This is a genomic window from Elusimicrobiota bacterium, assembly GCA_016788905.1.
In the GTDB taxonomy this organism is placed as follows: Bacteria; Elusimicrobiota; Elusimicrobia; order FEN-1173; family FEN-1173; genus JADKHR01.
In genome coordinates, this window is the sequence record JAEURZ010000014.1 from 65,454 (window position 1) to 78,780 (window position 13,327).

The window sequence follows — 13,327 nt, forward strand, 5'->3', positions numbered from 1 at the left end:
AAAAGGGGACGAATGTCCCCCCCCCCTTATTCGACGGTGACGGATTTGGCTAGGTTGCGGGGTTGGTCCACATCACAACCGAGAAGAACCGCGATGTGATACGCCAACAGCTGGAGCGGCACCACGTTAACCGCGGGAGCCATGGATTCCGGGACCTCTGGAAGCCAAATAATATCCGAGGTCAGCGCCGTGATTCGGGTGTCCCCTTCCGTGGCCAAGGCGATCACTCGCCCCCCGCGAGCGGACACCTCTTCCAAGTTCGTCATGACCTTGTCATAGACGCGGCTCTGGGTGGCGATGGCCACCACTGGCATGTCTTCATCGATCAGGGCGATGGGCCCGTGCTTCAATTCGCCCGCGGGATAGCCCTCCGCGTGGATGTAGGAAATTTCTTTCAGTTTCAACGCGCCTTCCAGGGCAATGGGGTAGTTGAGGTTTCGACCCAGAAAGAGGAAATGGCGACTGTGAAAATATTTTTTGGCAATGAGGGAAACAGCCGCCTCTGTTTTAAGGGCGTCCCCCACCCAGCGCGGGAGGTGAAGCAAATTCTTCATGATGGTTTCCACTTCCGCCCGCGGCAACGTGCCCCGGATCAACGCCCCGTACAGCGCCAGGACATAGAGGACCCCCAACTGGGCGGTGAATGCTTTGGTACTGGCGACCCCGATCTCCGGACCGCAATGGGTGAGGATTTTCCCGTGACATTCCCGGTAAAGGGTCGATCCCACTGAATTGGTAACGGCCAGAGTTCGGGCCCCTTTCCCTTTTGCGTGCCGGACCGCGGCAATAGTGTCCGCCGTTTCACCAGATTGAGAAATGGCCACCAACAAATCCTCCGGCCCCACGAGGGGATTGCGGTAACGAAACTCCGAAGCGATTTCCACGTCGCAAGGCGCCTGAACCCACGATTCAAAAAAGTAACGGGCCAATAACCCCGCATGGTAAGAGGTGCCGCAGGCCACAATGGTCATTTTTCGAAATCCGCGAATTTGATCTTCCGAAAGTTTGAGGGTGTCTAAATGAACTTTGATTTCATCGATATTCAATCGGCCCCGAAGAGTGTCTTCCATGGAACGGGGCTGTTCATGGATTTCCTTCAACATGAAATGGCGGTAGCCGGCTTTTTCCGCTTGAAGGGGGTCCCAGGGGAGATAGGTGACGGCGCGTTCCAAGGGCCGACCGGTTTCGATACTGAACAGCTGGACACCGTCCCGGGACAAAAGGGCCAGGTCCCCGTCCTGAAGAAAAATGGCGTTCCGGGTACGCGCGAGGATGGCGGGGGCGTCCGACGCGAGAAAATATTCGCCATCTCCCATTCCCACCAAAAGAGGACATTCACGACGGGCCCCAATCACCACATCGGGACAATCGGCCGAAACGATCCCTAGGGCGAACGTCCCTTTAATTTCAGAGAGAGCCTCACGGACCGCTTCCACAAACTCCAGGGGAGCCAAGGGGACCCCCGCGCGTTGACGACGGGAGATCGCCCCACCCACAAGGTGGGCCACGACCTCCGTGTCCGTTTGGGATTCAAAGGTGACACCCCGAGATTGGAGTCCTGACTTTAACGCCATATAGTTTTCAATAATCCCGTTGTGGACCACCACGACGCGGCCCGTGGCGTCTCGGTGAGGATGGGCGTTCTCTTCGGAAGGACGACCGTGTGTGGCCCAACGCGTGTGCCCAACCCCCGCGTGACCGGAAAGGGGGGATTTTTTGAGATGGGTTTCCAGATTAACTAATTTCCCGACACTCCGCCGAATGTCCAACCCCTTACCGTTCAGAACCACCATTCCGGCCGAATCGTAACCACGGTATTCCAGGCGCCGCAATCCGTCCAAAAGGACATCGGCCGCTTCTTCTTTCCCGATGTATCCAACAATTCCACACATGGTTAGGTCCTCCTCTCCACACCCGCCACCAACGTTTTCATTTCCCGCACGGCCGATTCAAGACCAACAAACAACGACCGAGCAATAATTGAGAAACCAATATTGAGTTCGTTCATATGATCCAGCGTGGCAATCGGAAGAACATTTTGGTAGTCCAATCCATGCCCCGCGTTTAAAACCAGTCCCAAGCGGTGTGCCAGAAGACCGGCTTCCTCAACCTTCTTCAGCGCCGTGCCCCGCGCCTCAGCCGGAGCGTCCGCGTAGGTCCCCGTGTGAATCTCCACCATATGCGCTCCCGCGTCTTTGGCTGCGGTCACCTGGTCCAAGTCAGGACCAATAAAAAGACTCACTTTGATTCCCTTGGATGAAATTTTTTGGCAAACGCCCCGCACACGGGCCATTTGGTTCATCACGTCCAGCCCCCCTTCCGTGGTCAATTCTTGGCGCCGTTCCGGGACAAGACATACACTGAAAGGACGTAAGACACTCGCAATCCGAACCATTTCTTCCGTGGCCGCCATTTCAAGATTGAGCCGAAGGCCCTGGATCTTGGATAAACGCGAGACATCCATATCTTGAATGTGGCGACGGTCTTCACGCAAATGAACGGTGATGGAGTCGGCCCCTGAGGCCAACGCCACTTGGGCGGCCGCCACCACATCGGGCACCGTGGATCGACGGGCTTGACGAACGGTGGCCACATGGTCAATGTTAACGCCAAGAAGAGTCATCGGATTTACCGAAAAAAGAAAACCAACATCAAATTTATATCACACACTGAAATTTCACGCCCCAACGCAGTTTCACGGTCAAGCCGCGCGAACCAGACGGGCCAACGCTTCCGCGTGGGATTCAATGGCGCCCCGGTCAGGACCTTCAATCATAATCCGCAGAAGGGGTTCGGTCCCCGAATAGCGGACCAGGGTGCGCCCGGTGTCCCCCAGAAGAGTGTTCACCTCCGCCAAAGCCCGGGAAAAACCTGGGATCTTTTCCAACGGGGTACGCTCGCGAACGGGAACGTTCAATAAGACCTGGGGGTAGTGGACCGCCAACGAGGTCAACGAGGAGAAACTTCTCCCTGTTTCAACCAAAAGCGCGGCCACCTGCAAGGCGGTGAGGATCCCGTCTCCCGTCGGGAGGAAATCCCGAAAGATCACATGCCCGGACGGTTCCCCTCCCAACGCCGCCCCTGTTTTACGCATTCCCTGCCACACATATTTGTCTCCCACCGCCGTCACTTCCCTTTGAAACCCCAGGGCGTCCAACGCCCGATGAAGACCCAGATTGCTCATCACCGTCACGACCACGGAATTGTTCGTTAATCGACCGCGTACCTTCAAGTGACGGGCCGCGGCCAAAAGAACAGCGTCCCCATCGCGCGGATGGCCCGCTTCATCCACAAAGATCGCTCGGTCCCCATCCCCATCGAAAGCCACCCCCAACCGCGCGCCTGTCCGGCGAACGGCCTGGGCCAACGCCTGGGGGTGAAGAGCCCCGCATTGGCGATTGATATTTCGGCCATTGGGTGACGCGGAGAGCACCGTGACCTGCGCCCCCATCTGACGAAAAAGGTCCGGAGCGACCGTACTGGTCGCCCCTTGGGCACAATCCAAAACAAGGGGAACCCCGCGCAAGGATACACCCGCGGGCCAGCATTTCTTTAAAAACCGAATGTATCGATTTCGCGCTTGAAGAAACGGTTTCACACGCAACCGGAGAGGTGGGAGCGGTTCTTTCGAGAGGGCGCGGCGTTCAATCGCCTCCTCCCAGTCTTCTTCAAGTTTGTGGCCCCCAGGCCCGAAAAACTTGACCCCATTGTGGGCCGCCGGATTGTGTGAGGCGGAAATCACCGCGCCCGCAACCACGGGCAACGAAGGGATAAGTGCGGCCACCGCCGGGGTGGGCAGCACACCCCCATCCAAAACTGAAAATCCCGCCGCGCCCAGTCCTTCCGCTAAGGCCCTCAGCAACACCGGCCCGGACGATCGGGGATCGCGAACAATAAACAATCTCTTGGGGCGACGAGGTTCCCGTTCCGCTAAAACGGTACCCGCCGCCCATCCCAATCGACGGACAAATTGTTCCGTCAACGGATAACGGCCCGCCACTCCGCGCACGCCATCTGTTCCAAATAATTTTCCCATCAGATCATATTCTCCTCAAGCGCACCCAGAATCCCCCCCCTAAATCGAGGAGAAGAATCCGGGCAAAATTTTCAGGCTGCCGTTACCGCTGTTGACCCGCTTCGGGAACCGTCGACACCGGAAATCGTTCCCGGGGGTTTAGATGCAAGCTCATCCACAGGAGCACGGCCAAAAGAACAGCCATACATTTCAATTCCCAATTCTTTTTCCAGCCCCTCACAGGTCTCCCTCCCGCGTCCGACGGTTGCGGAGGCCTTTTTCTCCGATCGACTTGTAAAACTCCATCAACCGTCGTTGCAACTCGTCCAGTGGGACATCCCGATCCAGGTGTCCATGGCGCACCATCGAGACCGTCCCTGTTTCTTCACTTAAGACAATCACAATGGCGTCGGAAATCTCACTCAAGCCCAGGGCCGCCCGGTGACGGGTCCCCATCACGCGGGACAGTTCTGTGTCATTCGAGAGAGGCAACACACACCCAGCGGCCACCACCCGATCTTCCCGCAAGATGGCGGCTCCATCATGGAGCGGAGTGTGCGGAAAAAAAAGGGTCGACAATAGTTCCCGGGAAACTTGCCCGTTAATGACGGTCCCTGTTCCAATGAAATTCCGGAGTCCGGTTTCCTGTTCCAAGACGATCAACATCCCCACACGCCCCGCGGCGCCTTCACGCAAAGCGGCAATAATTTCATCAATGAACCCCAGTTCCTGTGGAATCAAAGAACGGCCCAATCGATGACTCCCGAGATGGGCCAAAAGGGCCCGGAGTTCCGGTTGAAATACCACCGCAAAAACAACCGCCCACGCAATCCAAAAGGTTCGTAACAACCAGCCCAAGGTGGGCAACCCAAGCAAACGATCCGCCACAACCGTCGCCACAGCAAGAACAACAAATCCGCGTAGAACTTGGACGGCACGGGTTCCCTGAATTAAAAGAAGAACGTGGTAAATAAGAATCGACACCAAAACCACGTCCACCACGTGGAGAAAGGGGCCCTGCCAGAATCGGAAAAAGAAGGCACTCATGGAGCCAGGAGCCCGGAGAGGGAACCCGCACAACCCCTCCCGAGGACCGCGTTCCTCCTCATGACTTATTTGATGTACAGGTTATCGATCAACCGGGTATGTCCAACCCACACCGCCGCCGCCACCAGGAACGGTCCTGATTTTTTTAGGGACGGCACCAATGTTTCCGGATCCACAATTTCAAGGTATTGGATTCGTATCCCAGAATGGCCCCGCAACACCGCCCGAGCGGCGCGGAGGGCCTCCACTTTATTCCGACGAGATTTTAACACTTGCCCCGCCGCCCGTAAAGCACGACTCAACAGGGGGGCCACCGCGCGATCCCCAAGAGAGAGAAAAGCGTTCCGGCTGGAAAGGGCCAGCCCTCCAAACTCCCGAACGGTTGGGCAGGCAACGACTTTGACCGGCAGATCCAGATCCTTCACCATCCGTTGGATCACCCGCAACTGCTGAAAATCTTTTTTTCCAAAATAGGCCCGGTCGGGTTGGACTTGGTTCAAAAGTTTAAGCACCACCGTGGCCACGCCTCGGAAATGGCCTGGCCGGACAAGCCCACACAGGGGCTTGGAGAGTTCTTCCACAGTCACCCAGGTTTGAAAATCCGGCGGATACATTCCCTGGGGCGAGGGGGTGAACAGGAGGGCGACCGATTCACGCCGACAGAGATCGGCGTCCCGGGCAAAAGGGCGAGGGTAGCGGGTCAAATCCTCCTGGGGTCCAAACTGGGTGGGATTAACAAAGAGGGAAACCACCACGAAATCATTTTCCCTCTTCGCCCGTCGGATGAGAGACAAATGCCCTTCATGCAACGCCCCCATGGTCGGGACCAAACCCACCGACCGCCCACGTCGCCGCCACGCCAAGACGATTTTTCGCAGGACAGCGGAGGAACGAATTGTTTTCATGGGCGTGATCGATGAAACGCCCGATCAAAAAAGGCAAGGATCCGATCTTGATACTCCCGTCCCCCCACTTCGGCCAATTCCCCATGATACGCCCCGGGAACCGTCCAGAGCGTTTTGGGTTCACCCGCCGCATCGAAAAGGCGGCGACCCTCAGCGGGGGGGGTGCGTCGGTCCCGTTCGCCTTGTAAAATAAAGAGAGGTCGAGGGGCAATCTTCCCGACGACCCGAAGGGGAGCGTAATCATTGGGGTCAAACCCCAATCGGTTCCGGACAAACCAAAGCGTCAGCCGTGAAAATAGTTTTGGAGCTCCATAAAATAACCGACCGTGGCGGGTGAGCGCCCCACTGAATTCACAGAAGGGGCTTTCCGCCGCAACCGCCAAGACGCCCACGTCTTGGGCGGCGACCCAGATCCCAATGGACGCGCCCATGGACATTCCATACAGCCCCATCCGAGCGGATTCGGTCGGATGGACCGAACGAAGATGACGGAGAGCGGCGTCCAGATCCCCAATTTCTTCACGGGAAAGAGACGCTTGCCCCGAATCGCTTTCCCCGTGGTTTCGAAAATCGAAGAAGAAGAGGTTGTACTCACCGCGCGACCTTAAAAAATGAGTCCGCTCCAAGATGTTGGACCGGTTCGCCCCCCACCCGTGACAAATAACGAGGGTCGTGTCGGAAGGGTGGGAGGACGGCACGAACCATGCACGAAGAACAAGATTCCCCGAAGAGTTGAACCGTTCCTCAGAATACGCCAACCCATACGTCCGCGGCGTGGTGGTGAGCGGTTCCCGCGGCCCACGAAGAACAAGGCCGGACATCCGCCACCCCAAAAAGAAAATGCCACCGACAACAAAAAAAACAATGAGAAGGAAAATCACCGGTAAGTGTGGTCGCGTCCGGGAAACCGGGAGGTTCGAACCTCCGACCGGAATTGCTGGACAGCCCCGAGTGCTTCATCCCACAAATGGGCGTATCGTTTAACAAATTTCGGGGAAGGACCGTCGGAAAAACCCAGCATATCATCAAGAACCAATATTTGACCGTCCGTCCCCACCCCCGCTCCAATGCCAATGGTGGGAATTTTCAGGGCGCGGGAAATCTGGCGGGCCAGGGAGGCCGGAACCGCTTCCAAAACGAGGGCGAAAACACCTTCCGATTCCAACTGGCGGGCGTCTCTCAATATCCTGGCGGCGTCACGAGGGGTTCGGCCTTGAACCCGATACCCCCCGAGCCGGTGAACCGCTTGAGGCGTTAATCCCAGATGCCCCATCACTGGGATATTGGCCCCGATGAGCGCACGAAGGGACGGCAAAATGGCCCCCGCCCCTTCCACTTTCACCCCTTCAGCGCCGCCCTCTTTAATCAACCGACCCACCTGCCGAACCGCGTCCTTGGGATCGAACTCATAGGAAAGAAACGGCATATCCGCCACCAACAGGGCTCGGCTGTTCCCCCGCCGAACCGCCCGGGTGTGATGGAGGATATCCTCTAAGGTGACGGGAAGCGTGTTCGGGAAACCCAGCTTCACATTGCCCACCGAGTCGCCAACCAAAATCACATCCACCAAGGCTCGGTTGAGTAGACGGGCCATGGGAGCATCGTAGGCGGTGAGCGCCGTTATTTTTTCGCCCGTGCGTTTCATTTCTCGAAGGGTGTGAACAGTGACTTTTCCGGGGGAGAGCGTGGGTTTCTTTTTCATCAGAGGGGTCTCGGATAGAGTTTAATGCTTTGGTCCGGATCTGTCAATTTCCGCCGATAATAACCCATGGATCGCCCGCTCACAACGTCTTTAAACCGGGGGGCAATATCCGCCAGGGGCCACACCACGAATTTGCGTTCTTTCCATCGGGGATGGGGCAGGAGAAGTTCCTCTCGATGGCGACGAACACCGAAGAAGATCAAATCCAAATCAATTTCTCGAGGCCCCCACCGCTTGCGTCGCCGACGGCCAAGAAGCCCTTCAATTTTTTTCATCTGTCCCAACAAATCCGCCGGCCCCATCAACGAACGGAGTTCAACAACCGCGTTCAGGAAATGCCGCTGGCGTGGCCCCACAGGAGAAGTTTCATACACGGGCGAAACACGAAACACCTTCACTCCCGGGATATTTCCCAGAGCCCGCACGGCCCGACGAAGAAAAACCAGTCGCCGCCCCACATTGGACCCCACACCCACGAAAACTTTCTCAACCGCCACGGGGTCTCTTTCCCGCAAGCCCCTGCATTAAAAACCGAAATAATCCGTACAAGAGTTGGATGTCTTGGCGGTGAATCCTCCAGCGCTGAAAGAGACGCCGCACTTTTCTTTCTTGAGCGGCCCTGGGAAGGAATGGCAAATACTCGGCGGCTTCGAAAAGGTTCATGGTTTGCCGCACCAACCGATTGAGATCATCTGTTGTTGCCAGGGGAGCCAGCCCTGGCAAGGGGCGACGAGGAAGGGCTTCCAGAACGCGGGCCCACTCGTATGCACACAGGGCCACGGATTGTCCCATATTCATTGAAGGGCATCCTGGATCTGTTGGAATGGTGAGCCAGATATGACACCGGTCCAAGTGCGTGCTAGAAAGACCTGTCTTTTCCGATCCAAAGAGAATGGCGGCCTGGAACGTTCCTCTGTCTTTCGTTAGAAAGGGGGACGGAGCCACTTGTTTCAAATAATCCCCCAGGTTCGGCAAGGAAACAACGGGCCGTTCCGGACGGCGATTGCGAAGGGCCGTGGTACCCAAAACCAATTGGCAGTCTCCGATGGCCTCATCCAAGGAAGAAAGCGAACGGGCGTCCCTCACCAATTGTTCCGCTCCCACGGCGGAAGTCGTTTCCCGCCAAACGGGCGCGAAAGGTTTGACCACCACCAGATCGTTAAACCCAAAGTTGGCCATAGCCCGAGCCGCGGCGCCCATATTGAGTGGGTTACGGGGCCGAACAAGAACGAACCGAAGTTTCATGGAACCGGAACCAAAGGAGGAACGGGGCGTGACGGGGCTCGCAGGATCCAAACCCCCGCGGCCATAATCAGCCCGATCCCCACCAGTGAAATAATGTCCGGCAGACGCCTCCAAAAAATCCAGTCGGCAACACCGGCGGTCGCCACCGCAATATACATGAGAGCGCCCACATCCCCAGGGGAAGAGAGCCGATATCCTTCCGTCATCAGAAGTTGTGCTACGGTGGCCACAATACCCAAAGCGCCCAGGGCCACCCACAGGCCCACAGAAGGAGGGGTCCAAGCCCCCGCTAAGGGCGGAGCCGTCAACCCCGTGGCCACAAGTCCAAAATAAAAAACGATGCGGGTGGGCGGTTCCGTTGTGGTCAGATGACGAATGCCCACTTGGGCAATGGCCGCCAATAATCCCGCCGCCAAAGCAAAGAGCGCCACCGGCTGAAAAATCCCTAATCCGGGTTTGAGCAGAAGAAGAATGCCCGCAAACCCCAGCCCCAGTGCCACCCCAGCGTGACGTGGGATGGGTTCACCTAACCACCACCGGGCCAAAAAAGGCATGAAGAGTGGCGCCGTGTAAGCCAGCACGTAGGCATCGGCCAATCGCATATGTCCGATGGCGTAGAAGGACAAATACATGGCCCCTATCCCCGCCAGGGCACGGGTAAAGTGGGCCCCAAACCTCTTCGTTCGAAGGGAGCCTTTCCCCTGAAGAAAGGGGACGAGAGCCACCAAACCTACGGCGTTACGAAAAAAAACAATCATAGGGCTTGGAATTGATTCGGATGTCCATTTGACCAATACACCCAGTAACCCAAAGAGGATCGCCGCTAAAGCCACCAGGAGGGCCCCACGGCGGGACGTAAGGATCAATCCTTGCTCCTTCCCGTGAAACAAAAAACGGAGGCGATCCATTCCACCCACGGTCGATGGGACCCCCGAGCTTTCCGGGAAACGCTTGTTACCACTTCAATCGGCCGATGCGTTCCAAAGCCACTTCTAGCCTTTCCTTTGGAACCGTCAGGGCAAACCGAACATAGCCTTCGCCGGAAGGGCCGAACCCATTCCCGGGCGTACACACGATATGCGCCTCTTGCAAAAGACGCTCTGCCGTTCGGGCGGAAGAATATCCCTCGGGAGTATGCGCCCATACGTAAAAAGTGGCGGGTGGATTTGTCACGCGCCATCCGAGGGCCCGAAGCCGAGGGATAAATAAGTCCCGACGTTCGCGGTACACTTTTCGCATTTCGGCCACGTTGTCCTGGGAACCGGTCAGAGCGGCGACGGCGGCCTCTTGCACTGCCTGGAATACGCCCGAATCAAAATTGTCTTTGAGCCGCCCCAAAATTCGAACGGCGGTGGCGTTCCCACACACCCACCCCACCCGCCAGCCCGTCATGTTGTACGTTTTTGAGCAGGAATGAAATTCAATCCCCACTTCTTTGGCCCCAGGGATTTGGAGGAACGAGAGAGGTGGTTCTTCGTAGTACATTTCAGAATAAGCCGCGTCATGGATCACAAGGAATCCATGCTCTTTCGCTAACCGAATGACTGATTCGTAGAAAGACCGGGGGGCCATCACGGAGAGAGGATTCGACGGGTAATTGAGATAGAAAAGTTTTGCCTTCGACAAAATGTCTTTAGGAATGCTTTCCAAATCCGGCAGAAATCCTTTTTCCTCCAGAAGCGGGGTAAAATATGTTTGCCCTCCCGCCAAGAGGATGGACGCGTTGTAGGCCGGGTAAGCGGGTTCCGGCACAATGGCCGTGTCACCGGGATTCATGAAAGCCAATGGCAAGTGCGTCAATCCATCTTTTGAACCGATAAGGGAATACACTTCCGTCGCTGGGTCCAAATCCACTTGAAACCGGGTCTTGTACCAATGGGTCACGGCTTGGCGAAAACTGAGAAGCCCTGCGCCAAAGGGGTATTGGTGGTTGGCCGGTTTCGTCATGGCCGCTTGCCCCGCCGCAATGATGGGCGCAGGGGTGGGAAGGTCTGGGTCGCCCACCCCCAATGAAATAATGTCCGCCCCTTTGTCCATGGCGGCCTTCTTGGCCGCGTCAATGGCCGCAAACAGGTAGGGGGGCAAGAGCCCCAATCGATCCGATGCGTTAATGGTCATAAATTCTCCTTCAATGGGAAATGGGTGGTGCCAATTCTTTGTGCGAGGGGCTGCTCTCCGGATCCGTCAAAAGATCGTCTAAGGGGCTGGACGGAGCGTTGGCCATGTCGCGCAGGACATGGGTGTAGATCATGGTTGTCTCAACGCTTTTGTGTCCCAAGAGTTCCTGAACTTCCCGGATATTAACCCCTTTCATCAACAGATGTGTGGCGAAACTGTGCCGAAGCGTATGGACCGTGGCGTGCTTGGTTAACCCCGCTTTAACAACCGCCCTCGCCATGGTTTGTTGAATGGCCGAATCGCTCAGATGGTGTCGCCGCACTTTTCCGCTCCGGGGGTCCACAGACAGTCGGTCTGAGGGAAAGACATATTGCCATTTCCATTCTTTCCCTGCACGGGGATATTTGCGGTCAAGTCCCTCGGGGAGATACACGTCTCCAAACCCTTTAGCAAGATCTCCATCATGGAGACGTTTAACTTCAAGAAGATGATTTCGGAGCGGGTCTCTGACCGATTTCGGCAGCATGGTCGTTCGGTCTTTGTCCCCTTTCCCCCCACGGATATACAGTGTTCCCCGATCAAAATCCAAATCGTGAACGCGCAATCGGGCCAATTCCATGAGTCGCATCCCCGTCCCATAGAGCAGTTCAAGGATAAGCCGATTTTCCCCCGTCGTCGAGGCAAAAACCTCGCGAACCTCTCCCCGCGACAGAACCACTGGCAATCGAATGCCCCGTTTCGCGCGAACTGTTTTTCGAATGTCGTCCAAGGACCGCCCCAATACATCCCGAAAAAGGAAAAGCAGTCCATTAAACGCCTGGTTCTGAGTTGAAGCGGAAACACGATCAACCACCGCCAATCGAGTCAAGAAATCGCTCACGTCTTCCGAGGTCCATTCCGATGGCTCTGTTTTTCCACGCACAGAAGAAATATATTTATGAAACCGAGTATACCAATCTAAATAGGAGCGTTCGGTACTGAAAGAGTAATGCTTTAAACGCATTCTTTCCTTTAATTTTTCCTCCACCGCACCCCCCGTCGCTGGAGCGACAGGGAGCGATTCTTCTTTTGTTCCAAAATAACGATTATACAGGCGGACGGCTGATTCCGCTTGGGCGATTTGCCAGGGTTGAAATTTTCCCTGAATGGATGTATGCTTTAAAAAGCGTTCCAGGCCAATTTCAAACGGCACTGCCCCGTCAGTGTTCTGGCCCAAAAAGGTCAAATAAGCCTGGGCCCACTGCGCGAGAAAAGGGATTTGTTTTTCAAGAGCAAGGTTACGCTGCCGCAGCAGGTTTTGGAATTCAGGCAAGCAAGCCTGATTATATGAAGTAAGCATAACCATGTAACAAGGGAATTTTACTTCGATTAATCATCTTGTATTTCATTTTATTCAAAATAGAAAAAGGCGTCAACGGGCCTTTCCCGAAGAAAGAAGAGTATAGATAATAATTGTTAGGCGCTAAAGAATGCGACTATTTAGACAACCGACAATAGATGATTTAAAAAATCGGGGATTTTTACTTTACACCAAATTTGGTCTTAACAAATCCCCCGCGGACAGTGTTCGGGAATCATTTCCTAGTGTAGAAGTTGAATTGAAAAACACGTGGATTACAGATTTCAAAAAGATTGAAATAGAGCTGACACGTCATTATTCCCAGAGTTTGAATGACAATAAGGTCATTATGGATCAATTAAAATCGAGATTTCCTTTTTTAAATAGAAGGTCTTGTAAGCGGATAGAGTTTCTGTTGTGGTATTCGAGATTAAGAGGGTAATTTATAACAATAGGAGCGCCTAACAAGTCGCTGCAGCGGACCAAGGAGTGGTCGCTTCGTGGGTTTAGTTGTTTGAGTGAGTTTAGTCATCACCGCCATCGGCCGTAGGTTCCGCACTTTCCTTGGCCGCTGAGCTTGGTCCGTTTAGTCTGTAGAAAAACCCCTGCGAGCGCTTAGTTTCCCCTCCGTTTCATTTTTCTAGCGGTCCCCATCCAAAAGAGATAATCTTGAATTACCGTCGACGCTGACGACAATCCCCTTTCCGGAGGTCCCCATGCCGCGGTATAAAGAAGCGAATTACGCGCAAGGGCAGTTTGTATCTATTCAGTTTGAACACCAAATCCTACCTGGTAGTTTCGAGCATGCCCTCTCTTATATTGTTGACCACAAAATCAATATGACGGCGTTTCATAGGTTACGGAACAACGACGACGGAGGCGCTCCGGCGTATGATCCGCGCGTGATGCTAAAGATTGTATTGGCGGCTTACGCCCGCGGGATGATTTCGAGCCGG

14 protein-coding genes are annotated in these 13,327 nt (G+C 55.3%); 1 reads left to right on the plus strand and 13 read right to left on the minus strand.

Going from position 1 to position 13,327, the window contains the following annotated elements; genetic code table 11:
* Positions 1-26 precede the first annotated feature (26 nt).
* The 13 genes from glmS to JNK54_07135 form a co-directional block, all read right to left on the minus strand.
* Complete coding sequence (glmS, locus tag JNK54_07075; GenBank protein MBL8024024.1) at positions 27-1,892, minus strand: glutamine--fructose-6-phosphate transaminase (isomerizing); 1,866 nt, start codon at positions 1,890-1,892, stop codon at positions 27-29.
* Positions 1,893-1,894: 2 nt separating this feature from the next.
* A complete protein-coding gene (locus tag JNK54_07080; GenBank protein ID MBL8024025.1) occupies positions 1,895-2,623 on the minus strand; it encodes a pyridoxine 5'-phosphate synthase in 729 nt (242 codons plus the stop codon).
* Between the two features lie 78 nt (positions 2,624-2,701).
* Complete coding sequence (glmM, locus tag JNK54_07085) at positions 2,702-4,036, minus strand: phosphoglucosamine mutase (protein ID MBL8024026.1); 1,335 nt, start codon at positions 4,034-4,036, stop codon at positions 2,702-2,704.
* 82 nt (positions 4,037-4,118) lie between these two features.
* Positions 4,119-4,256 carry a hypothetical protein gene (locus JNK54_07090; GenBank protein MBL8024027.1) on the minus strand — a complete coding sequence of 46 codons (138 nt, stop codon included), beginning with the start codon at positions 4,254-4,256 and terminating at the stop codon, positions 4,119-4,121.
* Entirely contained in the window at positions 4,253-5,062 is an 810-nt protein-coding gene (locus JNK54_07095; protein MBL8024028.1) for a TIGR00159 family protein, read from the minus strand. The genes JNK54_07090 and JNK54_07095 overlap by 4 nt, the downstream gene beginning before the upstream one ends.
* A 65-nt stretch (positions 5,063-5,127) precedes the next feature.
* A complete protein-coding gene (locus tag JNK54_07100) occupies positions 5,128-5,967 on the minus strand; it encodes a pantoate--beta-alanine ligase (protein ID MBL8024029.1) in 840 nt (279 codons plus the stop codon).
* Entirely contained in the window at positions 5,964-6,848 is an 885-nt protein-coding gene (locus tag JNK54_07105) for an alpha/beta fold hydrolase (protein ID MBL8024030.1), read from the minus strand. Before JNK54_07105 ends, JNK54_07100 begins: the two co-directional genes overlap by 4 nt.
* Positions 6,845-7,669, minus strand: coding sequence for a 3-methyl-2-oxobutanoate hydroxymethyltransferase (gene panB, locus JNK54_07110; protein MBL8024031.1), 825 nt, complete (start codon positions 7,667-7,669; stop codon positions 6,845-6,847). Before panB ends, JNK54_07105 begins: the two co-directional genes overlap by 4 nt.
* Positions 7,669-8,166 carry a 2-amino-4-hydroxy-6-hydroxymethyldihydropteridine diphosphokinase gene (gene folK / locus JNK54_07115; protein ID MBL8024032.1) on the minus strand — a complete coding sequence of 166 codons (498 nt, stop codon included), beginning with the start codon at positions 8,164-8,166 and terminating at the stop codon, positions 7,669-7,671. Before folK ends, panB begins: the two co-directional genes overlap by 1 nt.
* The gene (locus JNK54_07120; GenBank protein ID MBL8024033.1) at positions 8,156-8,914 is read right to left on the minus strand and encodes an RNA methyltransferase; all 759 of its coding nucleotides are present in this window, start codon (positions 8,912-8,914) and stop codon (positions 8,156-8,158) included. The genes folK and JNK54_07120 overlap by 11 nt, the downstream gene beginning before the upstream one ends.
* A complete protein-coding gene (locus JNK54_07125) occupies positions 8,911-9,822 on the minus strand; it encodes an EamA family transporter (protein ID MBL8024034.1) in 912 nt (303 codons plus the stop codon). The genes JNK54_07120 and JNK54_07125 overlap by 4 nt, the downstream gene beginning before the upstream one ends.
* A 46-nt stretch (positions 9,823-9,868) precedes the next feature.
* Complete coding sequence (locus JNK54_07130; protein MBL8024035.1) at positions 9,869-11,032, minus strand: LL-diaminopimelate aminotransferase; 1,164 nt, start codon at positions 11,030-11,032, stop codon at positions 9,869-9,871.
* 10 nt (positions 11,033-11,042) lie between these two features.
* Positions 11,043-12,371 (minus strand): integron integrase, encoded by a 1,329-nt coding sequence (locus JNK54_07135; protein ID MBL8024036.1) that lies wholly within the window; start codon positions 12,369-12,371, stop codon positions 11,043-11,045.
* A 716-nt stretch (positions 12,372-13,087) separates the two neighbouring features.
* Here JNK54_07135 and JNK54_07140 point away from each other — a divergent pair.
* The coding region (locus tag JNK54_07140; GenBank protein MBL8024037.1) for a transposase at positions 13,088-13,327 on the plus strand (240 nt) is incomplete at its 3' end.